This window comes from uncultured Oscillibacter sp. (genome assembly GCF_947654275.1).
Taxonomy (GTDB): Bacteria; Bacillota; Clostridia; order Oscillospirales; family Oscillospiraceae; genus Oscillibacter.
Genome location: NZ_CANTJS010000002.1, coordinates 27,920 through 54,074 on the forward strand (window position 1 = coordinate 27,920; position 26,155 = coordinate 54,074).

Annotated in this window: 24 protein-coding genes; 5 read left to right on the forward strand and 19 right to left on the reverse strand. The window is 64.3% G+C overall.

What is annotated here, in order from left to right:
- The first annotated feature begins 105 nt into the window (after nucleotides 1-105).
- Nucleotides 106-2,295, forward strand: a complete 2,190-nt coding sequence (locus tag Q0063_RS00765) for an alpha-galactosidase (protein WP_297870053.1) — start codon at nucleotides 106-108, stop codon at nucleotides 2,293-2,295.
- 119 nt (nucleotides 2,296-2,414) lie between these two features.
- On the opposite strand, the gene Q0063_RS00770 is transcribed toward Q0063_RS00765, so the two are convergent.
- Nucleotides 2,415-3,329 (reverse strand): AraC family transcriptional regulator, encoded by a 915-nt coding sequence (locus Q0063_RS00770; protein ID WP_297870054.1) that lies wholly within the window; start codon nucleotides 3,327-3,329, stop codon nucleotides 2,415-2,417.
- A 439-nt stretch (nucleotides 3,330-3,768) separates the two neighbouring features.
- Between Q0063_RS00770 and gltX the strand changes: the two genes are divergently transcribed.
- The 3 genes from gltX to asnA are packed head-to-tail and all read left to right on the forward strand — an operon-like array spanning nucleotide 3,769 to nucleotide 6,922.
- On the forward strand, nucleotides 3,769-5,259 hold the full coding sequence (gltX, locus tag Q0063_RS00775) for a glutamate--tRNA ligase (protein WP_297870055.1): 1,491 nt from the start codon (nucleotides 3,769-3,771) through the stop codon (nucleotides 5,257-5,259).
- The gene (locus Q0063_RS00780) at nucleotides 5,256-5,873 is read left to right on the forward strand and encodes a stage II sporulation protein M (protein WP_297870056.1); all 618 of its coding nucleotides are present in this window, start codon (nucleotides 5,256-5,258) and stop codon (nucleotides 5,871-5,873) included. The genes gltX and Q0063_RS00780 overlap by 4 nt, the downstream gene beginning before the upstream one ends.
- A gap of 41 nt (nucleotides 5,874-5,914) precedes the next feature.
- Nucleotides 5,915-6,922 carry an aspartate--ammonia ligase gene (asnA, locus tag Q0063_RS00785; protein ID WP_297870057.1) on the forward strand — a complete coding sequence of 336 codons (1,008 nt, stop codon included), beginning with the start codon at nucleotides 5,915-5,917 and terminating at the stop codon, nucleotides 6,920-6,922.
- A 127-nt stretch (nucleotides 6,923-7,049) separates the two neighbouring features.
- Here asnA and Q0063_RS00790 read toward each other — a convergent pair whose 3' ends face one another.
- From Q0063_RS00790 to recJ, 15 genes are all read right to left on the reverse strand, one after another.
- Complete coding sequence (locus Q0063_RS00790; protein ID WP_297870058.1) at nucleotides 7,050-7,973, reverse strand: PHP domain-containing protein; 924 nt, start codon at nucleotides 7,971-7,973, stop codon at nucleotides 7,050-7,052.
- Between the two features lie 126 nt (nucleotides 7,974-8,099).
- The gene (locus Q0063_RS00795; protein WP_297870059.1) at nucleotides 8,100-8,552 is read right to left on the reverse strand and encodes a S1 RNA-binding domain-containing protein; all 453 of its coding nucleotides are present in this window, start codon (nucleotides 8,550-8,552) and stop codon (nucleotides 8,100-8,102) included.
- A 43-nt stretch (nucleotides 8,553-8,595) separates the two neighbouring features.
- Nucleotides 8,596-8,820 carry a septum formation initiator family protein gene (locus tag Q0063_RS00800; RefSeq protein ID WP_297870154.1) on the reverse strand — a complete coding sequence of 75 codons (225 nt, stop codon included), beginning with the start codon at nucleotides 8,818-8,820 and terminating at the stop codon, nucleotides 8,596-8,598.
- Nucleotides 8,711-9,400, reverse strand: coding sequence for a spore cortex biosynthesis protein YabQ (yabQ, locus tag Q0063_RS14660; protein WP_367180306.1), 690 nt, complete (start codon nucleotides 9,398-9,400; stop codon nucleotides 8,711-8,713). The genes Q0063_RS00800 and yabQ overlap by 110 nt, the downstream gene beginning before the upstream one ends.
- A 1-nt stretch (nucleotide 9,401) precedes the next feature.
- Nucleotides 9,402-9,680: a YabP/YqfC family sporulation protein gene (locus Q0063_RS00805; protein WP_297870060.1), complete on the reverse strand. Its 279-nt coding sequence runs from the start codon at nucleotides 9,678-9,680 to the stop codon at nucleotides 9,402-9,404.
- A gap of 54 nt (nucleotides 9,681-9,734) precedes the next feature.
- Nucleotides 9,735-9,968 (reverse strand): RNA-binding S4 domain-containing protein, encoded by a 234-nt coding sequence (locus Q0063_RS00810; protein ID WP_297870061.1) that lies wholly within the window; start codon nucleotides 9,966-9,968, stop codon nucleotides 9,735-9,737.
- An 88-nt stretch (nucleotides 9,969-10,056) separates the two neighbouring features.
- On the reverse strand, nucleotides 10,057-10,332 hold the full coding sequence (locus Q0063_RS00815) for an HU family DNA-binding protein (RefSeq protein WP_297870062.1): 276 nt from the start codon (nucleotides 10,330-10,332) through the stop codon (nucleotides 10,057-10,059).
- Nucleotides 10,333-10,503: 171 nt separating this feature from the next.
- On the reverse strand, nucleotides 10,504-11,328 hold the full coding sequence (gene mazG / locus Q0063_RS00820; protein ID WP_297870063.1) for a nucleoside triphosphate pyrophosphohydrolase: 825 nt from the start codon (nucleotides 11,326-11,328) through the stop codon (nucleotides 10,504-10,506).
- A 55-nt stretch (nucleotides 11,329-11,383) separates the two neighbouring features.
- On the reverse strand, nucleotides 11,384-13,000 hold the full coding sequence (locus Q0063_RS00825; protein WP_297870064.1) for a polysaccharide biosynthesis protein: 1,617 nt from the start codon (nucleotides 12,998-13,000) through the stop codon (nucleotides 11,384-11,386).
- Between the two features lie 136 nt (nucleotides 13,001-13,136).
- Nucleotides 13,137-13,490, reverse strand: a complete 354-nt coding sequence (locus Q0063_RS00830; protein ID WP_297870065.1) for a zinc ribbon domain-containing protein — start codon at nucleotides 13,488-13,490, stop codon at nucleotides 13,137-13,139.
- A gap of 65 nt (nucleotides 13,491-13,555) precedes the next feature.
- Entirely contained in the window at nucleotides 13,556-15,058 is a 1,503-nt protein-coding gene (gene hemZ, locus Q0063_RS00835; RefSeq protein WP_297870066.1) for a coproporphyrinogen dehydrogenase HemZ, read from the reverse strand.
- Nucleotides 15,055-16,143 carry an MBL fold metallo-hydrolase gene (locus Q0063_RS00840; protein ID WP_297870067.1) on the reverse strand — a complete coding sequence of 363 codons (1,089 nt, stop codon included), beginning with the start codon at nucleotides 16,141-16,143 and terminating at the stop codon, nucleotides 15,055-15,057. The genes hemZ and Q0063_RS00840 overlap by 4 nt, the downstream gene beginning before the upstream one ends.
- A 19-nt stretch (nucleotides 16,144-16,162) precedes the next feature.
- Nucleotides 16,163-16,606, reverse strand: coding sequence for a D-aminoacyl-tRNA deacylase (gene dtd / locus Q0063_RS00845; protein WP_297870068.1), 444 nt, complete (start codon nucleotides 16,604-16,606; stop codon nucleotides 16,163-16,165).
- Between the two features lie 375 nt (nucleotides 16,607-16,981).
- Nucleotides 16,982-19,174 carry a bifunctional (p)ppGpp synthetase/guanosine-3',5'-bis(diphosphate) 3'-pyrophosphohydrolase gene (locus tag Q0063_RS00850; protein WP_297870069.1) on the reverse strand — a complete coding sequence of 731 codons (2,193 nt, stop codon included), beginning with the start codon at nucleotides 19,172-19,174 and terminating at the stop codon, nucleotides 16,982-16,984.
- Between the two features lie 4 nt (nucleotides 19,175-19,178).
- On the reverse strand, nucleotides 19,179-21,269 hold the full coding sequence (gene recJ, locus Q0063_RS00855; protein WP_297870070.1) for a single-stranded-DNA-specific exonuclease RecJ: 2,091 nt from the start codon (nucleotides 21,267-21,269) through the stop codon (nucleotides 19,179-19,181).
- A gap of 253 nt (nucleotides 21,270-21,522) precedes the next feature.
- On the opposite strand from recJ, the gene Q0063_RS00860 reads away from it, so the two are divergent.
- On the forward strand, nucleotides 21,523-23,040 hold the full coding sequence (locus Q0063_RS00860; protein WP_297870071.1) for an S-layer homology domain-containing protein: 1,518 nt from the start codon (nucleotides 21,523-21,525) through the stop codon (nucleotides 23,038-23,040).
- 78 nt (nucleotides 23,041-23,118) lie between these two features.
- Here the strand turns inward: Q0063_RS00860 and Q0063_RS00865 are convergent, their stop codons facing one another.
- The 3 genes from Q0063_RS00865 to Q0063_RS00875 all read right to left on the reverse strand — a co-directional run bounded on the left by Q0063_RS00865 (nucleotide 23,119) and on the right by Q0063_RS00875 (nucleotide 25,988).
- Nucleotides 23,119-23,529 (reverse strand): hypothetical protein, encoded by a 411-nt coding sequence (locus tag Q0063_RS00865; protein WP_297870072.1) that lies wholly within the window; start codon nucleotides 23,527-23,529, stop codon nucleotides 23,119-23,121.
- Nucleotides 23,530-23,638: 109 nt separating this feature from the next.
- Nucleotides 23,639-24,757 (reverse strand): hypothetical protein, encoded by a 1,119-nt coding sequence (locus Q0063_RS00870; RefSeq protein WP_297870073.1) that lies wholly within the window; start codon nucleotides 24,755-24,757, stop codon nucleotides 23,639-23,641.
- A gap of 91 nt (nucleotides 24,758-24,848) precedes the next feature.
- A complete protein-coding gene (locus Q0063_RS00875; RefSeq protein WP_297870074.1) occupies nucleotides 24,849-25,988 on the reverse strand; it encodes a D-alanyl-D-alanine carboxypeptidase family protein in 1,140 nt (379 codons plus the stop codon).
- Between the last annotated feature and the right edge of the window lie 167 nt (nucleotides 25,989-26,155).

Here is a 26,155-nt window from a genome sequence, read left to right on the forward strand (position 1 = left end):
GCCGTCCCGCGCCGCTTCAGGGGCTGGGCGGCGGGCTCCATGTATGAACAGAAGACCGTGCTTCCGCGCCCTGCCGCGGAAACGGCAGAGGAGTGAGGGCGTTTTATGATTATTTTGGATCAGGAAAACCGGGTGTTCACCCTGCACACCCAACACACCACCTATCAGATGAAGGCGGACCGGCACAATATCCTGCTGCACACCTACTATGGCCCCCGTGTCCGCGGCGGCGACCTGTCCTGCCTCATTCAATATGCCGACCGGGGCTTTTCCCCCAACCCCAACGAGGTGGGCGACGAGCGGGACTATTCCCTGGACACCCTGCCCCAGGAGTATTCCTCCTGCGGCGTGGGGGACTTCCGCCTCCCCAGCGTGGAGTTTGAGCCGGAGGACGGCAGCCGCCTGGCGGACCTGCGCTATGAGAGCTGCGAGCTCCGCCGGGGCAAATATGGTCTGGAGGGCCTGCCCGCCTTCTGGGGCGGGGACGAGTGGGAGACCCTGGTCATCCGCATGAGGGACGCCGCCGCCAAAATGCTGGTCGAGCTGTACTATGGCGTGCTGGAGGAGCGGGACCTGATTACCCGGGCCGTCCGGGTGGTCAACCAGGGGACGGGCGCCGTCCGCCTGCGCCGCTGCGCCTCCCTGTGCCTGGACTTTCAGCAGGGCGATCTGGACCTCATCACCTTTGACGGCTGCCACACTATGGAGCGCTGCCCCAGCCGGGCCCCCCTGCGTCCGGGCATTCAGTGCGTGAACAGCATACGGGGCACCTCCAGCCACCACCACAACCCCTTTGTGGTCCTCTGTGAGCGCGGCGCCAGCGAGGATTACGGGCTGTGCTACGGGGCCATGCTGGTGTACAGCGGAAACTTCCAGGCGGCGGCGGAGCGGACATGGCTGGAAAACAACCGTCTGATTCTGGGCATTGATCCCTATAATTTCTGCTTCACCCTGGCCCCGGGAGAGGCCTTCACGGCCCCGGAGGCCGCCCTGGTCTGCTCCCCCGCAGGCCTCGGCCAGATGAGCCGCCAGTTCCACCGCGGCCTGCGGGAGAACCTGATTCGGGACCCCTTCCAGGGAAAGCGCCGCCCGGTGCTGATGAACAACTGGGAAGCCACCTATTTCGACTTCACCGCCGACAGGCTGGTGGAAATCGCCGGGGGCGCGGCGGGCCTGGGCATTGATCTGTTCGTTATGGACGACGGCTGGTTTGGCTCCCGGGACACGGACCTCAGCGGTCTGGGGGACTGGGAGGTGAATCAGGAGAAGCTGCCCGGCGGCCTGGAGGCCCTGGTTCCCCGCATCCGGGCCCTGGGGATGGACTTCGGGCTGTGGCTGGAGCCGGAGATGGTCAGCGAAAACAGCCGGCTTTACCGGGAGCATCCCGACTGGGCCCTGGGCGTCCCGGGACGGCCCCAGGCCCGGGGGCGGAGCCAGCTGGTGCTGGATTTCTCCCGGCGGGAGGTCCGGGACTGCATCTATGAGGCCATCCGGAGCATTCTGGACAGCGCCGGCATCACCTATATCAAGTGGGACATGAACCGGAGCCTGTCCGATGTCTGGTCCGCCGCCCTGCCGGCAAGCCGGCAGGGCGAGGTCTGCCACCGCTATGTCCTGGGCGTCTACGACCTGCTGGAGCGGCTGCGCCGGGACTATCCCGAACTGCTGATTGAGAGCTGCTCCGGCGGCGGCGGCCGCTTCGACGCCGGGATGCTTTACTACACGCCTCAGATCTGGTGCAGCGACAACACCGACGCCGTCGACCGCCTGCGCATCCAATACGGCACGTCCTTCTGCTACCCCGTCAGCGCCGTGGGGGCCCACGTCTCCGTCTCCCCCAACGAGCAGAACGGACGGGTCACCTCCCTGGAGACCCGGGGCACGGCGGCCATGTCCGGAACTTTCGGCTATGAGATGGACCTGGGCCGGTGCACGCCGGAGGAACGGGCGGTTATCAAGCAGCAGACGGCCTTTTTCAAGGAGCACTATGACCTGATTCAGAATGGGGATTACTACCGTCTCAGCGACCCCTTCACCGACCCCTATGCCGCCTGGGAGCAGGCCGCCCCCGACGGCCATGAGGCCCTGGTCTCTCTGGTTGCCGGACCCGCCCAGGCCGCCGTGCCCTTCCGCCGCCTGCGGCTCAGGGGGCTGGACCCGGCCCTGCGCTACACGGTTAACGGCCAGGGGGACTATCCCGGCGACGTGCTGATGGAAGCCGGTTATCCCCTGCCCTTGTTCCAGGGGGATTACCAGTCCCTCCAGCTGTACCTGTCCGCCGTTTCAGAGGACTGAGGCCCCGGAAAGCCGGACCGGCCCCTTCCCCGCAGTCCTCCGGATTGACGGCAGATGAATGCCCGTCCCCGAAAAACGGGGACGGGCATGCTTTTTGTTCAGGGCGCATATCTCCTCCGCTACTGTTCCGTCTCCGGGTCTTTCGCCCCCCGATTCTTCGCCCCCCGGTTCTCTGCCCTCCGGTTCTCCGCCCTCCGGTTCTCCGCCCGCCACTGCCGGGGCGGCACGCCGTAGCGCTTTTTAAAGGCCCGGGAGAAATGGAGCTGGTTGGGATAGCCGCACCCGGCGGAGATGTCCCGGATGGAGTTGTCGGTGAGCTTCATCATCTCCGCGGCCTTGGACAGCCGCAGGCGAATCAGGAACTCCTGGGGCGGGCAACCCATGCTCTCCCCGAACAGCTTGCTGAAGTAGCTGCGGTTCAGCCTGCACACGTCGGCAATCTCCTCCACCGTCAGGTCCCGCTGGTAGTTGTGCTCCATGAAATTGATGGCCTCCTGGATATAGAAATCCTTGAGCTTTCCGCCGTGAAGGGGCTTTCGGGCGGAGGAGGACAGAATCAGCCTGTCCAAAAAGAGGCACAGATGTCCGATGAGATGGAGAGGGGAGGCGTCGGTCTGCCGGGCGATGTACAGCATGGTGTCCTTCAGCTCGTCCCCCTGGGCCGGAAACCGGGGACGGTAGACGGGCTGGAGGACGCTCAGCCCCGCGCAGTCCAGATACTCCTCCACCCGCAGACCGTCGAACTCCAGCCAGGTGTATTCCCAGGGGTCCGTTTTGCTGGCGGCGTAGGTGTTGATCTGGCCGGGAGAGATGAGAAAGCCCTGGCCGGGCCCCAGCTCATACCTGCGGTCCGCGCCGTCGGGGCCGGCGGAGTCCAGGGTCCCGTGCCCGGAAATGATGTAATGGAACAGATAGTGATTCCGGGCAAAGGGGCCGAAGGAATGCAGGGGCATGCACTGCTCCCAGCCGTATTGATACAGCCTGAAGTCCAGAAAATTCTCGTTGGGAAAAACAGAGAAGGAATAATTGGCCATATCGGGTCCCCCTTTGGGGCGGAATGTCCGCCCTGAGATCGGTCCTTATGTTACGAAAGATTATATAGGACTTCCCCGGCCATGTCAAACGTCCCCGCCTGTTTTCGGTAAATTCCGCCCCGCCTTTGCCGGGGCTGTAGGTTTGTCAGTGATGAGTTACAAAAATGAGAGGAGAAAGAGGATAAAACCCGTCTAGTGGAACGCCAGTTGAGGAGACGCACAAAGAAAACATGATGCTGACGCTGTCTAACAGCGAGCGGCCTTTTTCTGTTCTTGTTACACCCCTTTATAATACCTATACAAAAGGCCCCTTCCATCCCTCGATAATCCTTGACATTTCCCGGAAAAAAAGGGATAATAAAAAAGTATTGTCTGAAGCGCACAGAGAAAACAGATCGCCGGCGGCGGCCGCCGGGCGTATAAACATCGGGAGGTTTTTATGGCAACTGACAGCCGTTTTTTTGAGGAGATGGAGGCCCGCATTCCCAAGGGGAAGGTCCGGACCCGGTTTGCTCCGTCCCCCACGGGCTACATGCACGTGGGAAACCTGCGCACCGCCCTCTATACCTGGCTCATTGCCCGCCACGCCGGGGGCGCCTTCATCCTCCGCATTGAGGATACGGACCAGGGCCGTCTGGTGGAGGGCGCCACCGACGTCATTTACCGCACCATGGCCCAGTGCGGCCTGACCCACGACGAGGGCCCCGACGTGGGCGGCCCCGTGGGACCCTATATCCAGTCGGAGCGGCGGGACCTTTACGGGAAGTACGCCAGGCGGCTGGTGGAGCTGGGGGCGGCCTATTACTGCTTCTGCGAAAAGACCGAGTCCGAAGAGGAGGCCGGGGACTGGGAGCGGGGGGAGGACCCCTGCCGGAACCTCAGCCAAGAGGAGATTGACGCCAATCTCATGGCCGGAGCCCCCTATGTCATCCGCCAAAGGGTCCCCAAGGAGGGGACCACCACCTTCCACGACGCCAGCTTTGGTGACATCACCGTGGAGAACAAAACGCTGGACGATCAGGTGCTGCTGAAGCGGGACGGCCTGCCCACCTACAACTTCGCCAACGTCATCGACGACCACCTGATGGGCATTACCCACGTGGTCCGGGGCAGCGAGTATCTCTCTTCCGCTCCCAAATATAACCTGCTCTATGAGGCCTTCGGCTGGGAGATTCCCACCTATGTCCACTGCTCTCCCGTCATGCGGGACCAGCACAATAAAATGAGCAAGCGCCACGGCGACCCCTCCTATGAGGACCTGATTGCCCAGGGTTACCTGACTCCCGCCGTGCTGAACTATGTGGCTCTGCTGGGCTGGGCCCCCAAGGGGGACCTGAGCGAGCAGGAGATTTTCTCCCTGGAGGAGCTGGTGGACGCCTTCGACATCGGGGGCATTTCCAGGTCCCCCGCCATTTTTGATATGGAGAAGCTCACCTATTTCAATGCCCAGTACCTCCGCGCCATGTCCCCGGAGGACTTCGCCAGAACGGCGGAGCCCTATATCCGTCAGGGGGTCAAAAACCCCGCCATTGATGCCGCCGCCGTGGCCGCCCTGCTTCAGGCCCGGTGTGAGAAGCTGACGGACATCCCGGAGAAGGTGGACTTCTTCGACCAGCTTCCCGACTATGATCCGGCGCTGTTCACCAATAAGAAATCCAAGACCGACCCGGAGGTCTCCAGGCGGATGCTGGAGGCGGCGGTTCCAGCGCTGGAGGCCCTTCCGGACTGGACCCAGGAGGCCGTCCACGACTGCCTGATTGCCCTGGCGGAGTCCCTGGGCGTGAAGAACGCCACGCTGATGTGGCCGGTCCGCATCGCGGCGGCGGGCAAGCAGGTGACCCCCGGCGGCGCCGTGGAGATCTGCCACATCCTGGGAAGGGACGAGGCTCTCCGCCGTCTGAAGGCGGGCCTGGAGCGTCTGCGGGTATGATACGATATCTGAGCGGCGTATACGGCGGTCTCTGGCGGAGGGCCGGGAGTCTGGACTATGAGCTCCGCCGCACCGCCGCGGCCTTCGCCTTTCTGGCGGCGCTGGCCTTCGGCGTCTGCGCGGCCTGTCCCTCTCTGGGGCAGAGGCTGGCGGATTATCTGGCGGCGCTGCTGGGAGGTATGGGCGCGGAGGAGGAGCGTCTGTCCGCGCCTCTGCTGTTCGCTGGCAGCCTGCGGGCCTGCGTGGTGGTGATGCTGTACGGACTGCTGCCCTTTCTGTACCTGCCTGCCCTGGCACTGGGCATGAACGCCCTGGCGTTGGGGGGACTGGGGGCCTGGTATCTCCATCAGGGACATTCCGCCGCCGCCTGGCTGGCGGGGCTGCTGCCCCATGGGGTGTTCGAGCTGCCGGCCCTGGTGCTCTCCATGGCCACGGGGCTCTGCGTCTGCGGCCACCTGAGCCGCCGGCTCCTGGGGGACAAAAGCGCCCTGAGCCTGTGGGAGTGTTTGGCCCTGATCTCCCGGATGCTGTTTCTGGCGGCCGCCCCGCTGATGGCCGCTGCCGCCCTGATGGAGGTCTATGTCACGCCGGCCGCGGCCTCCTTCTTCAATTGAGCCCCGATTTTTAAATTCAACATAAAGGACTGGTTTTTCCTATGAGCAAGCTGACGATCCCCTCCGGCTACCGGATGCCCCTGACCAATAATGAGCTCCAGCGGGCCATTGAGCTGATTCACGCCGATTTTCAGCACAATCTTACCGTCCGGCTGAATCTCCACCGGGTGTCCGCGCCCCTTTTTGTGGACGGACGCACCGGCCTCAACGACGACCTCAACGGCGTGGAGCGCCCTGTCTCCTTTGACATACCGGATGTGGGCGCACAGGGACAGGTGGTCCACTCCCTGGCCAAGTGGAAGCGGCTGGCCCTGAAGCGCTATGAATTCAAGCTGGGTACCGGCCTTTATACCGATATGAACGCCATCCGCCGGGACGAGACCGTGGACAATCTTCACTCTATTTATGTGGATCAGTGGGACTGGGAGAAGCACATCGACGTCCGGAACCGCACCGTCCAGTATTTAAAGGACACCGTACAGGATATCGTAGGGGCCATCTGCGACACCGCGTCCGCCCTGCGGAACCATTTCCCGGCCCTGTCCTTCCGCCCGGAGCGGGACGTCTTCTTTATCACGACTCAGGAGCTGGAGGACCGCTGGCCGGAGCTGTCTCCCGCCGAGCGGGAGACGGAAATCTGCCGGGAGCATCCCACTGTGTTCCTCATGCAGATCGGCGGGGTTCTGCATTCCGGTGCGCGCCATGACGGCCGGGCCCCGGACTATGATGACTGGACGCTGAACGGCGATATCCTGATGTGGAATCCTGTGCTGGAACGGGCCTTTGAGGTATCCTCCATGGGTGTCCGGGTGGACGCCGCTGCACTGAAGAGGCAGCTGAAGGCAGCAGGCTGTGAGGAGCGCCGGGAGCTGCCCTTCCATCAGATGTTGCTGAAGGGGGAACTGCCCCAGTCCATCGGCGGGGGCATCGGCATGTCCCGCCTGTGCATGCTGTTGCTGGGGGCCTGCCACATTGGCGAGGTTCAGGCCAGCCTCTGGGACGAGGAAACCGTAAAGGGCTGTGAGGCGGCAGGAATTACGCTGCTGTAAACAAACCGGTCCTGACGCTGGAGCTCCAGCCGTCAGGACCGGTTTTCTTGTGCGGGCCGCCGTCCGCCCTGCCATGTCCCGGCGGCGGGGAAGAGGGGGGACCGGCCCGGTTTTCTCCGGATGCCTGTCAGGGAATCGGAAGGCCGCCGGGAATCCGTCCCGCCAGCGCAGCCAGGATGGTGAGGCGGTCCGGCGGCACCGGTTGGCTCCCGGCGTTCAGCATCCCCAGGGGGATGGACTTGTTCTCTCCGTGGCAGTCGCTGCCGCCGGAGACCAGCAGGCCCCGGGCCGAGGCAGTTTCCGCCAGCCGCCCGCAGAGGGACGGGGGATATTTGGAGTACCAGCATTCCAGCCCCATCAGGCCATAGCCGGTGAGCTCGTCCAGCATACTGGCGAACTGCTCCGGTCCAATCTCCCGCTCCCCCTCGCCGCCCAGAGGGTGGGCCCACACCGGAATGCCGCCGGAGGCCAGAACCGCCTGGACGGCGGTTTTCGCATCGATGCGGCTGCTCCCTGTGGGACAGCGGTTGATGATCTGGGTGATGGCCCTCTGGAGGTCCGGGGCGTAGCCGTATCGGACCAGCAGATTCCCCAGGTGGGGCTTTCCGGCGCTGGGGATTTGCCGCAGCCGCTCCAGTTCCTCCTCCGGAAACGTCATGCCCTGTTGGCTGAGAAAGGCAAGCCTCTTTTCCAGCTTGGCCCCCCGCAGCGCGGCGCCCCGGGCCAGGGCCTGCTGAAACGCCGGATGCGCGGCGTCGCAGGCATAGCCCAGGATGTGGCAGTTCCCGGAGTCCATGCGGCAGGAAAACTCAATGCCCGGAATGAAGGCCACGCCCTCCGGCGGCTGTTTCCTCAGCTGTTCCGCCCCGGCCACCGTGTCGTGGTCGGTCAGGGAGAACACGCGGATGCCGGCGGCCTCTGCCTGTTCCGCCAGGCGGAGGGGGCTGTCTGTTCCATCCGAGGCGGTGGAATGCGTATGGAGATCCACCCGGCAGGCGCGCTCCAAAGAGTCCGCGCCGCCGTCCAGCACCTGGACCCGGTCTGTGCACATGTCTGTTCCTCCTTCTCCAGTGTTTTTTGGGGGCGGTCAGCCCGGGAGGACAAACCGCCGGAAAAAAGCATTCGGGAGGCGTGAAAACGCCCCCCGGATGCTTTTCTGCTTCCTGGGTTTTATCGGTCATCTTCTCCGGCGGCCGCCCCGTTTTCCGTCCATGCTGCGGTTCAGGTCCGCCATTTTGCCCTCGGAGGAGGAGAGGAACTGCTTGAGCTTGTCCTCAAAGGCCTGATCTCCGGAGGGCGGCGGAGGGGGGACCGCCCGGACCCGGCCGCCCCTGGGCTGAGGGGCCGGCCTGGGCGCCGCCGCGGGCCTCGGGGCTCTGGGAGCCCGCCGCTCTCCCTCCGGCTGCGCCTTTTTGATGGATAAGTTGACCTTTCCATTCTCTGCCGACAGGACCAGGACCTTGACGGCCTGACCCGCCTGGAGAAAATCGTGTACGTCTTCAACGAATGTGTGGGCGATCTCCGAGATATGTACCAGCCCGGACCCGCCGCCCTCCAGCGCCACGAAAGCGCCGAACTTGGTGATGGTGGTGACTTTGCCTTCCAGAATACTCCCAACCTGAGGCTCCATAAGGTTTCTTGTTTCTCCTTCCGATGATTTGCGGTTACGACGGTCAGCTGCCAATAGGGAAGACGTACTCTCCGGGGAGGACCCAGCCAAGCTCCCGCCGGGCGATCTCCTGCATTTTCTCCTGGGTGGCGCCCTCGGCGATATCCGCCGCCAGGGCATCATTCTTCTGGCGCTGGATTTCCACCTCCGCGGCGACGGCGTCCCGCTCCTGCCGGGCGCTTTCTAATTGGTCCTGAAGCACATACAGACGCCAGCCTGCGGCGGTCAGCAGCGCCAGAATAACCAGCTTGACCGTCAGACCGGTGCGAATCCGCTGTCCTGCCCTTCGGGCCTTTGCCGGTTTTGCCAGCTTTTGCGGCCTTTCCCGCCTTGTTATGTCCGCCGCCTCCCCTCGTAAGCACGTTCCTGTGTCCGTCTATTTCTATTGTAAAGCATTTGCGCCAAAAATAAAAGAGATTTTTTCCGCAGAAGGCAATTTTTTTGCAGAGCTGCCTGGTCCACAGCACCGGCAGGGCCAGCAGCCGGGCCAGCCAGGCCAGCGTTTCCGTCCAAAAGGCCCACAGCGGGCGCAGCGGCTGGGAAAAGGCGCTGAAAAACAGCGCGCAGCCTCCCGCGATTCCCAGCAGCACAAAACCCCGCAGCTCCCCCGAGCTCCGGCGCAGCAGAAAGAGAAACACGCTCCCCCCCGCGGCCAGACAATACAGGGCGTCCAGCCAGCTGGTGATGCGGGGAAGCCGCAGCCGGAAGGCCCGGAGCAGATCATAAAAAAGTCCCACAGACAGCCCCAGCAGGATGGACTGCCCGAAAATCAGCAGCTGGCGGAGGGCCGCCCCGTTTCCCGCCCCCATCCTATCCAAACAGACGGCTGAAGAAGCCGCCCCGGGCCGGGCCCTGGTCCTCGTAGGTCACAGAGTCGATCCGTCCGTCCACATGCAGCTCTCCCCCGTCCAGGGACAGCTGCCCGATATGCAGGTCCTCCCCCGTGATCACCAGCGTTCCCACGGAGGTGGACATGACAATTCCCGTCTCGTCGAAGCGCTCCACGTCCTCCACTCCGGAGACCGTCAGGCGCTCCCGCCCGTCCAGTTCCAACCGGTGGGCGGCCTGGGGCATGGTATAGTCGTTCATGTCTTCGTCCCTCCCTGTCCACAGGATATGTCCCGGGGGGCGAAATCATGACTGCTATATTTCTTTATACAGGACTTCGCCCTGCCGGGGGCTCTCCGGCACGGAGAGGACCTCCACCGTCACCGCCCGGCTCCCCAGCCGCAGGGCAATCCGGTCCCCGGGCTTCACCTCGTAGGAGGCCCGGACCGGCCGGCCGTTGACGCTGACCAGGCCGTTGTCACAGGCCTCGTTGGCGATGGTCCGCCGCTTGATGAGGCGGGAGACCTTGAGATACTTGTCCAGACGCATGGTTATCCCTTCCCTTGCTGGTTCCCCTGTGCCAAAACTGCCGGCATGTCTGCCGGCAGCTGTCTGTCTATGGCGCAATGGGGGAACCTTATTTGCCGACGGTATCCTTCAGGACCTTGCCGGCCTTAAATACGGGCACCGTGGAGGCGGGAATCTCGATGGGCTCCTTGGTCTTGGGATTCCGGCCCAGCCGTGCGGCCCGGGGTTTTACCTCAAAAGAGCCGAAGCCGACCAGCTGCACTTTTTCGCCCTCTTTCAAAGCGTCGGTAATGGCGTCAAAGGTGGCGGTGATCACCAGTTCGGCATCCTTTTTGGAGACCTCCGCAGCAGCGGCAACGACGTTGATCAGTTCAGCTTTGTTCATAGTGTGCGATCCTCCTGATAATTCTTTTGTTTTATTTCTTATACGCGGATGCGTTTAAGACAGGTTTGTGGGCGCTGGATACATCTGACATCAGATGAGAAGCAGAGGCGCGAATCTCCCGGAACCTCAGCGCGGCATGGGACGGTGTGAAAGCGCTCCGGGGCCCAGCCGTCAGGCTCCGTCGCCCGGCGCACTCCCCGCAGCCTCCTTGGCCTGCTGCCACAGGGCAATCAGTTCCGCCTCGGCGTACTGGGAAAGGGGCTTGTCCGCCAGGGCTTCCACCCGGCGGAACCGGGCGTTGTATTTGTCACAGGATCGGTGGAGGGCGTCCTCCGGGTCCACGCCGGTCATCTGGCCGATTTTGGCGGCGATGAACAGCAGGTCTCCCAGCTCCTCCCGGACGCCGTGAGGCCTGTCCGGCGCGCCGCCGGCCTCCAGGGCCGTCCGCAGCTCCCGGACCTCCTCCTCCAGCTTGCCCAAGGCGCTGAGGGCGCTGTCCCAGTCGAAGCCGGCCTTGGCGGTTTTGGAGCCGATTTTCTCCGCCCGCCACAGGGCGGGCAGGGTGTGGGGCACGGATTCCACGGCGTCGGCGGTGGAGTCCTGGCGCTTTTCCTTCCGCTTCAGAATCTCCCAGTTTACCAGCACCTCGGCGCTGTCCGCCGCCGTTGCCGTGCCGAAGACGTGGGGGTGGCGGTATACCAGCTTTTGGGTCACGCCGTCCACCACGTCGTCCATGGTGAAGCGGCCCCGCTCCGTCTCAATCTGGCTGTGGAAGGCCACCTGCATCAGAACGTCCCCCAGCTCCTCGCACATGGCGGCGGGGTCGTCCCGGTCCAGGGCGTCCAGCGCCTCGTAAGTCTCTTCCAGGAAATTCCTGCGGATGGAGCCGTGGGTCTGCTCCGCGTCCCAGGGACAGCCCCCCGGAGCCCGCAGCAGACGCATGACCTCCAGAAAGTCCTGCCAGCCGTAATGGCTCTTACATTGAAAATCTACCATAGATTGTCCGCCTTTTCAAGAAATTTCAGCAAAAAACTTCTAAAACAACAAATTTTTATTTTAGACGCAGAATCTTTGTGATTTTTTGTCCATGGGGGATGGACCGCAGATCCTCCGCACGGAGAATCCGCAGGGCAATGACCAGCACCCCGTAGACCAGGACTCCGGCCAGAATGCCGCAGAAAACCGCCGCCGCGTTGGCCCCATAGGCGGAATGCCCCTTCGACAGGGCCCGGCTCACAAAGCCGCAGACCGCCCAGGCCGCTCCGCCCATGAGGATGGAGGCAATAACCGGCTTGGCGAAGATTTGGAGATACCGGGGCTTTTGAGGCGAGTACTTCCACACAAAAAACAGGTTCAGCCCCACGACAACCAGATAGCAGCAGAGGGTAGAGATAGGCGCGCCGTGGATGTTGACGTCTGGGTTTCCCACAAGAATGTAGTTCATGACGATTTTGGTGACGCCGCCGGCCACAACGGTGAAAATGGGCAGCTTTTCCCTGCCGTAGGTTTGCAGGATGGCGTTGGTCAGAATCATCAGGCAGATGAAGATGGTGGCCAGGCCCAGAATCTGGAGATGGGGCCCTGCCGCCAGGGCCGCCTCCCGCCGCCTGGGCAGCATCAGCACCATGATGGGCGTGGAGAGCACGGAGAGGCCGATTCCCGCCGGAATGGCCAGCACGGCAATCAGCCGGAAGGCGGAGGAGATGATGCGGTCCGCCTTGGCGTGGTCCCGCTGGGCCATGGCCGCCGCCGCGAAGGGGATCAGGCTCATGGTGACGGGGTAGACGAAGGAGGACACCATATTGGGCATATCCATGGCCATGCGGTACTGGCCGTTCAGCGCCGCCGCCTCCACCTCGCTCAGCAGCAGGGCGCTCTGGAGCCGTCCCATGACAATCTTCGTGTCGATGAGGTTGATGATGCCCAGGGCGGAGTTCCCCAGGGTGATGGGGATGCCGATGGCCAGCACCTGCCGCAGGATGGTCCCGCCGCCGGGGGGCACGTCCAGGGATCTGCTCCGGTTCCGGTGGCTCAGCATATACAGCACCAGGAAGCACACCGACAGAATGGTGCCGGCGGAGACGCCGAAAATGGCTCCGGCGGCCACGTTGGCCATGTCCCCTCCGGTGCGCTTCAGGAGATACCAGGCCAGAGGCAGTCCGATGCCCACCTTGCAGAGGGCCTCCAGCACCTGGGAGACGGCGGTGGGGGTCATGTTCCCCTGGCCCTGGGTATAGCCCCGCATACAGGCCAGCAGACACACGCAGAACACCGCCGGAGCCAGAGCCCGGATGGCCTGGGCGGCCATGGGGTTGGACTCGAAGGCGGCCAGCCGCGCCGCGCCGAAGAACATCAGCCCGGAGCCCGCCAGACCCAGGAAAAAGAACAGCCAGATGGCCGTGCGGAAGATTTTCCGCTTCTCGTTCTCCCGGCCCTGGGTGTGGGCCTGGCTGGTGAGCTTGGAAATGGCCAGGGGCAGACCCGCCGTGGCCAGAATGTTCAGGAAATTGTAAATCAGATAGGCGGTGTCGAAATAGGTCTTGCCCACCTCGCCCAGGATGTTGTTCAGCGGCACCTTGTAAACCGCGCCGATGAGCTTGACAATGACCACCGCGGACGCCAGAACGGCGGTGCCGCCCAGGAAAGACTGCTTTTTCTTACTTGACATGGAAAGCTTACCTCATATTATCAAAAAAATGCGCCGTCCTCTTCCTCTGGGGAAGACCGCCCCGAAACGCGGACGCCTCCACGGCCTGTCTCCAGTCTATGCGGCGGGAAAAACAGGCATGACAGGCGTGCCCGGCTCACAGCCTGCGGCCGCAGGCGCGGCAGAAGCGGTCCCCCTCCGGGATCACCGCGCCGCAGGCGGCGCAGCGTCCGTCCTCCCGCCGCAGCGAAGCCAGCTCGGCCTTCAGCACGTCGATCTCCCGGAGCTTTTCCAGCAGGGCGTCCGTGGGGGTGGGGGTGCCGGTGTGGGTGGCGTAGACCATCCGGCCCGCCTCCGCCAGGCGCGCCTCCTCCTCCCGCTCCAGCTCCGCAATCCGCTGCCGCAGCCGGACAGCGGAGACCAGCTCCCCCGTTTTCCGGCAGACGCCGCAGGCCGCGCCGGCAGCGGTCCGCCGGACCGTGTGCAGCAGCTCGTTCAGCTTCTCATCCATCCAGTTCTGCCTCCTTTTCCGAATCCCCCCGGCGCTCCCGGGCTCCGGCGGGTTCTCCCTGTCTGTTATGCCCGGTTTTCCCCGCTTTCACCCCGGTCATAAAAGGCGGCGAAGGCCGCCTGATTGGCCTCCTTTTTTTCGGGCCGCTCCATGTACTCCTTGGGATACTTGGGGTTGAAAACCCGCTGGATGCGGCGGCTCTTCAGCACCGGGTCCACCATTTTGGTGGACCCTCCCGCGCCGAAGGAGAGGATGGAGCACAGTTCCGACATGATATAGATGTTGTACAGGCAGGCGCCCCCGGGCAGGCTCCAGCCGATGTTCTCGAAGCTGCCGGACATGTATTTCTGCCTGTAGAGATAATAGGGGGCGTAACCGGCCCGGCGCAGGACGGACCCGGCGTAATCCAGCATCTCCCCCACAGCCTGAGGGCCGGGGATGGAGAGCCCCTCGGTGAGGATACGGCTGCCCTTTTTCAGGGACAGGGTGTGAACGGTGATGTTGTCCGTGCCGAACCGGAGGCAGCGGTCCAGGGAACGGCGGAAGCCCTCCGCCGTGTCCTCGGGGAGCCCGGCGATCAGGTCCATGTTCACGTGGCGGAAGCCGGTTTTCGCCACCAGCTCCATGGCGGCCTCGATGTCCCCGGGGCTGTGCCGCCGCCCGATGGCCCGGAGGACGTGGTCCTCCATGGTCTGGGGGTTCACGGAGACCCGGGTGGCGCCGTGGTCCTTCAGGACGGCCAGCTTTTCTGCCGTGATGGTGTCGGGCCGCCCCGCCTCCACGGTGATTTCACCGCCGGGGTCCAGGGCGGGGCCGAAGGCCTCTTCGCATGCCGTCAGTACCCGGTCCAGCTGCGCCGCCGACAGGGTGGTGGGGGTGCCGCCGCCCATATACAGGGCCCGGACCCGGAACCCATGGCGCCGGACCATGCTCCCGCCGGCGGCGAGCTCCGCCGTCAGAGCGTCCACATAGGGCTCCACCAGAGAAAGGCTCTTCTCCACCGACTGGCTGACAAAGGAGCAGTAGGCGCACCGGGTGGGGCAGAAGGGGACGCCGATATAGACAGCGATGTCCCGGGGCCCCAGATCTCCCCCGGCCTCAAAGGCCGCAAGGCCGGTCTCCGCCGCCAGGGCGGCCCGCTCCGGCGTCACGTAATAATTCCGTTCCAGCAGCGCCCGGGCCTCCTCCGGAGTCTTCCCCTCCGCCAGGGCCTGGGTCGTCAGCTTGTCGGGGCGCACGCCGGTGAGCATCCCCCAGGGGGGCGTGTTTCCGGTAAGGCTCTGGTATGCCTGGAAGAAGCAGGCCCCAATGGCGTGCCGCCGCTGGCCCTCCCGGTCATAGTCCGTGCCGGAGAGGGAAGCGGTGTGAAAGGCCGCCGCCTTCCCGCCAAGATGGCAGAGGTCCGTGGTGACCAGCAGCCGTCCCGCTTCCTCCCGGCAGGAGACCACGGCCCAGCTCTCGTCTCCGGGCTGAATGGGCTCATAGACCGGCAGCTCCCCGGGGAACAGGTTCAGCAGACTCTGCTCCACGGTGTAGCGCTCGTCGTGGCCCTCAAAAATCAGTTTCATGGCGTCTCCTGAAGGGCCTGGCGGAGGTAGGGGTTGTTCTTCCGCTCCTCCTCCAGGGTGGTGGGCTCCATGTGGCCGGGATAGACGGCGGCGTCCCCGTTCATCATCCCAAACACCCGCAGACTGCTCATCATTTTGCCCACATTCCCGCCGGGGAAGTCCGTCCGGCCGCAGGAGCCCTGAAACAGGGTGTCGCCGCAGAACAGGGGCCCGCCGCTGACACGCAGGGTTACGCTGCCCTCGGAGTGGCCGGGGGTGTGGATGGGGTGGATATTCAGACAGCCAAAGGGCAGGTCTTTCGCCTTATGTGTTTCCACATCCCAATCATTGAACGCCTTGTAATAATGAAGCTGCTTCACCGGGCATTTGGGGTCCTTCAGCATGGCCGGGACGGGGAAAAGCTGCGGATCCACGCCCTGGACGTCTTTTTTGTGGATATGGATTTTGGCCTCCGGGAACGCCGCCGCCAGCTCCGGCAGGGCGTCCACGTGGTCATAGTGTCCGTGGGTCAGCAGGATATACTGGAGCTTCACGCCCTGCCGCTGGATTTCCCGGATAATCCGCGGCGCATCCCCGCCGGGGTCAATGACCGCTGCCAGGCCGGCGTGCTTCTCAGTCAAAATGTAGCAGTTTGTCTCCAGCGGCCCAACTTCCATCCGGCAGATTTGCAAAACCGACTGTCTCTGGTTCGCCGGAAGCTCATAGGACAGGTCCTGGAAACCGGTAAAATCCACCGTCCCGGTCTCCCAGACCTGCCGGAACTTCTCCACCGCCCCGGCATAATCGCCGTACCACTCCACCAGGGCAATGCCGCCGGGGGTGGAGGGGCCTTGGGCTCCGGACCAGCCGCAGCCCACGATATACTGCCCCGCGTGAGGTCCTTTCAGGGCCACGGCGCTCTGGATATACCAATAGTCCGTTTCGCCCTCCTGCTCCAGGACCAGGAAGCTGTCGGGATCGGAGGGATGCAGGCGGTCCAGCTCCTGTTCAATGTGCTCCCAGGCGGCGGGGCGTATTTCCCCCCTTACTGTGCGAAGGGTCCAGGTCAGGCCCTTCTCAGGCTGCTTTTGCGGAATCGTTTCCATGTCAGGTCCTCCTTTCAGGTCAGGGATGCTCCGTGTCAAACCAGATGGTCACCGGCCCGTCGTTCCGGGAGTCCACCTGCATGTCGGCTCCGAACTCGCCGTGCTCTACGGTGAAGCCCCGTTCCCGGCAGCGGGCCATGAACCACTCATAGCCCTGGACCCCCAGCTCCGGCCTGGCCGCGCCGGAAAAGCCCGGACGGCGGGAGGAGGTGTCGGCGTACAGGGTGAACTGGGACACCACCAGCAACGCGCCGCCCACCTGCTCCAAACTCAGGTTCATTTTGCCGTTTTCGTCCTCGAAGACACGGAGATTGCAGATTTTGTCCGCCAGCTTCCGGGCGGTCTCCTCTGTATCGCCGGGGCCCACCCCCAGCAGAACCAGAAAGCCCCGGCCAATCCGGCCGTTGACTCGCTCCTCAATGGTGACAGACGCGTGCTTCACGCGGGTGACGACTGCGCGCATAGGCGGTCCCTCCTGATTTCATTTCAATTCTTGTTTTGCGCTGATGCACAGGCCGCTTTCGCGGGGATTCACTCCCATGAGGGCCGTTCCCACGGGGGCCGCCTCCCGGCGGGGTCCACGGCAGTGGGCCACTGCGGCAGCAGTTCTACGCAAAAGCGGCCCCACAGGGAGGTCTCCCGATAGAAGGTCTGTGGGGCCTGACCCCTTGGTCAGGCCATACCCCCACAGGCCCCGGCTCCTTCTATGGCCCGGTCAGGGGACCGGGCCCCACAGAGTTCATCCCATCCATGCGGCCCCCACGGCAGCGGGCCCCCACGGCAGCGGGCCCCTGCGGCAGCAGTTCCCCGCGAAAGCGGGCCCCCACGGGAGTGGAACTCATCCTGCCGGCCGTGTGACGCTGAGGACACCGGAAATCTGATGAAGCTTGTTCATGATGGCCTTCATCTGGGCTCCGTCCCGGACCCGAATCTCCAGGCGGATCAGGGCGAAGCCGTCCTCGGTGCTGCGGGACTGGAGGCCGCAGACGAAGGTATTTGTGGTGGACAGGGCGGCGGAGATGTCCAGAATCAGGTTCATCCGGTCCTTGCAGACCACCTCGATGGATGTGGGATAGCTCTCGTTGGTGTCGCTGCCCCAGGAAACCTTGAGCCAGCGGCCCTCCTGGCCCGCCCGGCGCTCCGGCGCGGCGTTGGGGCAGTCGCAGCGATGGACGGACACGCCGTAGCCCCGGGTGATGAAGCCCACAATCTCGTCTCCCGGCACGGGGGTGCAGCAGCGGGAGAACTTCACCAGGCAGTTGTCCAGCCCCTCCACGATGATGCCCTGCTCGCTCTTCAGGGGCCGGGGAGGGGGGGACTGGACGGGCTCCTCCAGCCTGGAGGCCTGTTCCTCCTCCGCCTGGTGCTGGCGCTGGATGCGCTGGAGCTCTCCCCTCATCCGGCTGACGGCCTTCTGGGCGGTGAAGCCGCCGTAGCCGATGGCGGCATACATCTCGTCCAGGGAGCCGTAGGACACCTTTTTCAGCAGAATGGGCAGGCTGTCCGCCGCGGTGACGTCCTTCATGGACAGGCCCGCGTGCTTCAGCTCCTGTTCAAAGGAGGCACGGCCATTGGCGATGTTTTCCTCTTTTTTCTCCTTTTTGAACCACTGGCGGATTTTGCTCCGGGCCTCGCTGGATTTGGCAATCTTCATCCAGTCCCGGCTGGGGCCCTTGGCGGCCTTGGAGGTCATGATTTCCACTATGTCGCCGTTTTTCAGCGTGTGGTCGAATGTGACAATGCGGTTGTTCACCTTGGCCCCCACCATCCGGTTGCCCACGGCGGAGTGGATGGCATAGGCGAAGTCGATGGGCGTGGCCCCGGCGGGCAGGTTCTGCACGTCTCCGTTGGGGGTGAAGACAAAGACCTCGTCGGCAAACATGTCGACCTTCAGAGAGTGGATATAATCCTCGGCGTCCGCGCCCTCCTGGTTCTCCAGCAGGCGGCGGACCCACTCATATTTTCCCTCGGTGCCGGCGCCCTGGCCGTTCTGCTTGTATTTCCAGTGGGCGGCCACGCCGTACTCGGCAATCTCGTGCATCTCCCGGGTCCTGATCTGCACCTCGAAGGGGATGCCGTCGGGGCCCATGACGGTGGTGTGGAGGGACTGGTAGCCATTGGGCTTTTTGGTGCCGATATAGTCCTTGAACCGCCCCGGAATGGGCTTGTAGATGTCGTGGATGACGCCCAGCACGTTATAGCAGTCCCCCACGTTCTCCACCAGAACCCGGAAGGCAAAGAGGTCGAAGATTTCGTCCAGGGATTTGTTCTGGCTGAACATTTTGCGGTAGATGGAATAGGGGTGCTTGATGCGGCCGTAGACCATGTGCTCAATGCCCAACTGGTCCAGCCGCTCGCCGATCTGAAGCTGAATGCGCCGGGTAAAGGCCTCGTATTCCTGGCTCTTGGCGTCCAGCCGGGAGACGATTTCCTCATAGCCCACCGGGTCCAGATATTTGAGAGACAGGTCCTCCAGCTCCCACTTCATCCGCTGCATGCCCAGCCGGTGGGCGATGGGGGCGTAAATCTCCATGGTCTCCAGAGATTTCTGCTTCTGCTTCTCCGGGGACTGGTATTCCATGGTCCGCATATTGTGGAGCCGGTCGGATATCTTGATGAGAATGACCCGGATGTCCTTGCTCATGGCGATGAGCATTTTCCGCAGATTCTCCATCTGCTCGTCTTCCTTGGTGGCATACTGGATGCGGGTCAGCTTGCTGACCCCCTCCACCAGGTCGGCAATGGTGGGGGAGAAGAGCCGGGCCACGTCGGCGTGCTCCGCCGGGGTGTCCTCAATGACGTCGTGAAGCAGGGCGGCCTCGATGGATTCCGAGTCCAGCTTCAATTCCTCCGCCACAATCTGGGCCACCGCCAGAGGATGGATGATATAGGGCTCGCCGCTCTTGCGCTTCTGACCCTGGTGGCACTGGTCGGCGTATTCAAACGCGGCGTGGATATGGCCCAGGTCGGCGGCGGGGTTGTATCCCCGTATGGTTTTTTCCAGCAGCTCATACTGTTCCTGAACAGTCATGCCGTCACACCTCCTGAGATCCGGCGGGGCGTCCCAGCCGGACGAGATAGGGACAGGCGTCCAGATTCACCTTTCCCTGAATGGGCATCAGGCAGAGGATGATCCGGTCGTCCTTCCGCGTCAGGGCAATCAGGCCCCGCTCCTGGAACACAGCCAGGGCCAGGGCGGCCCGGAGAAAGCTCTCGCTGCCTCCCATCCGGGCCGCCAGCGTCCGGAGATAGGGGAGGTAGTCCTCTTCCGCCTTTCCCTGGCGGAGCCGCCGTTCCAGAGCCACCCAGCAGGCGGCGTACTGGCTGCGGGAGGCCCGGAGCCGGACGGTCTCCTGGGGGGAGAGGGGTCCGGCGTCCTCCACCAGGCGGCGGACCAGGTCCAGGGAGTCCGCCTCGTTCCGGCTGGGGGCCAGGGAGGGACGGATGTCCACCAGCTGAAGCTGTAACGTCGTACAGCCCCGGAAGGTATTGGCCTGGAGGTAAAAGGCGGCGTCCACCCGGCTGCCGGGGACGACGCCGCACTCCTCTTCCGTCACGGAGAAAAAGATGGCGTCAAAGCGGCAGACCCCCTTGGAAAGCCGGAGCTTCAGGTGCCGCCCCTGGCCCACGGACTGGAGGCTTTCCACCGTGGCCCCCAGCAGGGCGAACACAGGCCGGGGATTGCCGGAGCCATAGGGCTCCAGGGGCTCCAGTGAGGCCTCCTGCTCCAGGGTCAGCTCACAGGGGGAGCCCACGGCGGCGTCCACCTCCAGGGAGCTCACCGGGGGCTCCCCGCCGGTGAGGGAACGGACATAGCGGTTCATCTTCTCCCGGAAGGGGCCGATGTTGGCCTCGGAAATGGTGAAGCCGGCGGCCAGCTCGTGGCCGCCGAAGCCGTCCAGAAGGTCGGAACAGGCCTCCAGCGCCGCGAAGAGGTTCAGCCCGCCGTAGGACCGGCAGGAGCCCCGGCCGGTGCCGTCCTTCAAATGAATCATGAAGCTGGGGCAGGAGTACTTTTCGCTGAGACGGGAGGCCACGATGCCCACTACGCCCTGGTGCCAGTGTTCACTGGCCAGAACCAGGGCGCTGCGCTCCTCCGTCCGCAGGTCCCCGATCTGGTTCACCGCGTCGGCGCAGATGGCCTGCTCCACCATCTGCCGCTCCCGGTTCAGCTCGCACAGGGCCCGGGCCAGCTCCTCCGCCCGGGCGGGGTCGCTGGTCTCCAGAAGGTCCGCCGCCAGGTCCGCCGCCCCCATGCGTCCGGCGGCGTTGATCCGGGGGGAGAGGACAAAGCCAATCTGAACGGAGGTGATGGGCCGGCCCAGCAGGCCCGCCTCCCGCAGAAGGGCGTGGACGCCCACGAAATCCGTGTGGGGCAGGGCCTCCAGCCCGCAGGAGACGATGGCCCGGTTTTCCCCCTCCATCCGCATCACGTCGGCTACGGTGCCGATAGCGGCCAGGGTGCAGTACCGGGCAAAGAGGGCGTCCTCCCGGCTCTCGCCCCCCAGGGCCAGCACCAGCTTCAGCGCCACGCCGCAGCCCGCCAGGTATTTGAAGGGATAGGGGCAGTCCGGCCTGTGGGGGTCCACCACCGCCGCGGCGTCCGGCAGGGCCTCCTTGCACTCGTGGTGGTCCGTCACCACCACGTCCAGGCCGATGGAGTTGGCAAAATCCACCTCCTCGTTGCCTGTGATGCCGCAGTCCACCGTAATCATCAGCGTGGCCCCCTGGTCCCGGAGACTCTGAATGGCGGGCTTGGAAAGGCCGTAGCCGTCCTCAATCCGCCGGGGGATATACCGCAGGCAGGGAACGCCGCAGCTTTTCAGATAGTCCAGCAGCAGCACCGTGGAGGTGATGCCGTCCACATCATAATCCCCGAAGACGGCCACGGTCTCCCCCCCGGTAATGGCCCGCTGAATCCGGGCCACGGCCCTGTCCATGTCCCGCATCAGCATGGGGGAGAGGGTCAGACGCCGCTCACACTCCAGAAAATCCGCCGCCGCCTCCGGAGAGGCGATGCCCCGGGACGCCAGCACCAGCGCCATCAGATACGAATATCCCGCGGCCCGCAGCCGGGAGACCTCCTCCTCCGCAGGGACGCCGATATTCCATTTTTTGTATTTCATTTTAAGGGGACCCCCTTTCCTGCATGGCCTTAAGAACCATGAGACTGCTGGATAACTTGTATAGTATAGCAGAAAAGGCGGAAAAGGTAAAGTAAAAATCGCTTGCTTTCCGGCGCTTCCCGGTGAATTTCCCCGGCTTTTTCAGGATTCGACAGGACCTGTTTGACGAAAGGGGAAAAATCTGTTAAAATGAGCTGGATTTTCCCGCCGGGCCGTGCCCCGCGGAAAAGGATTTGAAAGGAGCGATGGAACGATGAAGCGACAATTCCGGCGGCTGTCCGCCAGTCTGGCGGGCCTGGTTCTCTGCGCCCTGCTGGCCCCCGTTCTGACGGCCTCCGCCGCCGCCCCGTCCGACGTGCCCGCCGGGTTCTGGGCGGAGGAGGACATCCGCCGCTGTGTGGAACAGGGTTATTTCTATCTGGAAGGCGGCAGCCTCTTCGGCGTGGGCAAGGAGATGACCCGGGCCGAGTTTGTGGTGGTGCTGTGCCGGTTTTTCGGCTGGAAGCCCACCATCCCCCCCAGAGTGGTCTATGAGGACGTTTCCGACGACGCCTGGTATGCCGGCGCGGTGGAAATCGCCTACCGGGAGGGCGCCATCACCGACCAGAACGGCGGCTTCCGGCCAGACGATCTCATCACCCGCAGCGAGGCGGCCTCTATGCTGGTCCGGGCCCTGGGCTACGGCACTATTGCCGGACTGGTCCAGGATTTTCCCCATCCCTTCCAGGACGTGCGGGCCAACAGCGGCTATATCTCCATGGTCTACGGCCTGGGTCTGATGGACGGCACCTCCGTCACCGTGTTCTCGCCCAACGACACCATCACCCGGGAACACGCGGCGGTGATTCTCATGCGCCTCTATGACAAGATTCACTCCGGCGGGGGCAGCCGGACCGGCCTGATCTCCTCCGCCGAAGACCTGCCCGGCCTGAAGGGCTATGAGTCCGTGTCCATCTCCGCCGCCCGTCTGGTTTACAACGGGGCTCCCCAGATTTCCCCCAGCCTGGAGGACGAAGAGCTGGAGGAAATCCGGGACCTCGCCCGGACGTCCGGGGCCCGGCAGCTGCTCCATGTCTCCGGAGGGCCCTACCAGCTCCGGGAGGGCGGCGCCGGGGAAATGGCGGACGTGCTGCTGGAGGCCGTGAAGAACGGGAAGTACGACGGGCTGACCCTGGAGATTTCCGGCCTGACCACCACCCCCCAGCGGAAGGAGCTGACCGCTGTTGTGGAGGCGGTCCGGCAGGGACTGGGGGAAAAGCTCCTGTACATCATTGTGGAGGCCCCCGCCTGGAAGGGGACCATCTCCGGATATGACTACGCCGCCCTGGGAGAGGCGGCGGACAGGGTGATTCTCCGGGTGAGCTCCCCGGCGGGCAGCAGCGCCGGCGGCACGCCCACCTCGCCGCCGGAGCCTCTGGAAGAGGTCTATTACGCCCTGAGCCGGATGCGGGGCCTGGTGGACGCCGGGAAGCTGAGCCTGATGGTCAGCGCCTCCGGAACCGCCTGGGAGGACGATGAGGCGGCGGAGCCCCTCACCGGCACGGAGATTCAGAAGCTGCTGGAGGACCCGGATACCCGGACCTATTACTCCGGCCGCTATGCCAGCGCCTATTCCCAGCTGGAGTCCCCCCGGAGCACCCTCACCGTCTGGTATCTCAACGGCCCGGCCATTCAGGAGCGGGTCCGGCTGGCCCGGCTGTTTGGCGTGGAGCAGCTCTGCCTGTCGGAGCTCAGCGGCGTCATGGCCGAGACGGCGGAGGCCATGCCCTGAGCGGAGGGCAGAACAAGCGGGCCCCCATCGAACTGCGATGGGGGCCCGGCGCATAGATGACGCTCAGACGGTCAGATATTACAGAAACCGCTTCATCCCGTCGGTGGCCTCGGAGGGATCGGCGCTGATGGTAACGGTGAATTTGATGTTGTTTCGCTCACCGAACGTGTCCAGCCAATTCAGGAAGCCCTCGGTTTCGGCGTCCGCGCCGTGGCCGACGGTTTTGCACAGATTGTCAATAAACACGTGGGAGATATCGTAATTTCCGGCATAAAGGCCGCTGATAAAGCCGCGGAAGAGATCGTAGTTGTTCAGCTTGTATTCCTGCGCGTCTATGAGGCGGATGTGATAGTGGATATCATACGTCATATTCCGGTTGGCCTCAATACAGACCACATTTCCCGGTTCGTCCTTCGCCGCGTTGTTGATCAGTTCAATGAGCTGCTTCGTCTTGCCGGAACCCTTCATGCCCATAATCAGTCTGACCATGGTAAATCACTCCTGTCATTTTAGTATATTGCTGGGGGGAGACTTCTGCATTCAGGATACCACACTCCCGAGAAAAAAACAATGCAAAAACTGAAATTTGCCAAATCGTTCACAGTTTTCCGGCCAGCCTGGGTTCCCTGGCGGGATCCGGGGCGAAAAACCGCTCCCGTTCCGCCGCCTCCGGCGTCCGGAAGGGGTCCACGTCCAGCAGCCCGCAGGAGAGGCCGCAGGCGTATTGAAAGAAGCTGACCAGAGCCCCCAGCGTGCCGGCGGTTTTGCCGGGGGCGCTCAGAAGGACCAGGGGCACACCCTCCGGGCTGCGGCCCGGAAGGGACTCCTGGGACCGGAGCCTGTCCGCCTCGCCCAGGACCAGGACCGTCTCGAAGACCGGCAGCCGGCCGCCCCGGATGGCCTGTCCCAGAGTGGGGAGGTCCTGGGGATAGAGGGCCCAGGCGGGAAACAGGCCCTTGCCCTCTCTGGCCTCGCTGCCGGCGCACAGCCGCTGCCTCCACTCCAGCAGACCCCGGAGGGAGGGGTCCCCGTAGCCCGCCAGCACCTCCGCGGCCCGGCCAGAGCGGTAGAGCTGGTGGCGGATGGAGGCATAGCGCCAGGCGGGATTCTCGAAGGAGTCTGTCCCGCAGAGCTCCATCATCTCCGCCGCTCCCGCCAGCAGGGCATCCACGTCCGCCCCAGCGGCGGCGGCGGGCAGCAGCCCCGCCGTGCTCAAAAGCTCCCAGCCGCTCCAGGGCAGGGGCTCCGGCCCCTCCTCAAAGGAGAGGAAGCGCCGCCGGGCCTCCTCCGGCCCATAGCGCCGTTCCAGCAGGGAGCGGAGCGCCAGGGACAGACGGCACAGGGCCGGGTCCTCCTCCGCGCCGGGCATGACGGCGGCGGAGAAATCCGCTTCCTCCAGAGCCGGCAGGACCCGTTCCGGGGCGTCTCCGCTGTCCAGGAACAAAAGCTCCGGCCCCGCTCCGGGGACGCGGAGGCACTCCGCCAGCCCCCTGGGGCCGGGGCCCCCTCCCAGCACCGCCAGAACTCGGGACCCGGCCCGGAGCCTTGCGGCGGCGGCCCGGAGCCGGTCCGTCTCCTCCGCCTGCCGGGCCGGCAGGCGGACCCAGGGCTCCGACCGGAGCTTTTCCCGGACCCGCCTGAGCCGGGGGGCCAGAGCCGCCTCATAGGGCAGGGGCAGGAAGGTCTGCGCACGGAACAGCGTCACATCCAGCATCATATGTACATCCTTTCTTCCGGGGCGTGTTGTGTTCCGGCAAGTATATCACGCCGCCCCGTCCCGGACAAGCGAAACCCGTCGAAGCCGGTTTTCAGGCCGCGCCCAGAAAGGCGGTGCGCAGCAGCCGGGCCAGCATCTGCCCATAGGTAATCCGGGGAATCTCCTCCCCCGCCAGCAGGGGGAGCTCCGCCACGACCTCCTCTCCGGAGGTGACGGTCAGGGTTCCCAGCTGGTCCCCCAGGGCCACCGGGGCGGGGACCGAGGGCTCCAGCGTCACCGACTGGCCCAGGCTTCCGGCCCTGGACTTCTCCAGCAGCAGCGTGCCTCCCTCCGCCAGCACCGGCTGGACGGTGGCCTGGGTGCCCAGCTCCACCGGCACCGGCGGCAGCGGGGCGTCGGGGGTGATGTTCCGCAGAGCGTAGTTGGCGAAGCCGTAGCTTAGAAGGGTCTGGGCATCCTCGAAGCGCTGGGCGGAGGTGGCCCCCTTCATGACGGCGGCGATGAGCTCCATGCCCTCCCGCTCCGCCGTGGCGGAAAGGCAGTAGAGGGCGCTGTCGGTGGAGCCGGTTTTCAGACCCGTGGCCCCGTCGTAAAAGCGGATGAGGCGGTTGGTGTTCACCAGCTGGGATTCCCCGTTCCGCAGGCTGTCCATCCAGATGGTTGTGAACTGGCGGATGTCCGGGTGGTTCAGAATCAGCTCCCGGCTCATGAGGGCGATGTCGTGGGCGGAGGTGACATGGCCCTCCGCCGGGAGGCCCGTGGCGTTCCGAAAGGTGGTGTCCTTCATGCCCAGCTCCGCCGCCCGCTGGTTCATCCGCTCCACAAAGGCGTCCTCGCTGCCGGCCACGGTCTCCGCCAGGGCCACGGCGCAGTCGTTGGCGGAGACTACGCAGACGGCCTTGAGCATGTCATGGACGCTCATCTGCTCGTTTTCCTTCAGCCAGATCTGGGACCCGCCCATGGAACAGGCGTGGGCGGAGGCGGTAATCATATCGTCGTAGCTCAGCTGGCCGCCGTCGATGGCCTCCATGGTCAGCAGAAGGGTCATGACCTTGGTGACGCTGGCGGGCTCCAGTTTGACGTGCTCGTCCTTGGCGAAGAGGACCGTGCCCGTCTCCTTTTCCATCAGCAGGGCCGAGGGCGCCTGAACCTCCACGGCCCGGGCGGCGGTGGCCAGCAGCAGGGCGGCCGCGAGACAGCCCCCGAGTCTTTTCCCGATTCCTTTTTTCATGGTGATCCCCCTTTGCGGTTTTGCCGTTGCGACGCTGTATCCTATGAGAAAGGGGGGACATTCATGACAAGTCCGGTTGACCGGGCGGGCCGGCTGTGCTATGCTGAGGACGAACAGAGCCGGAACGCCCGGGTCCCGCTTCCCCGGAGGCGGGAGCCGGCGGCCGG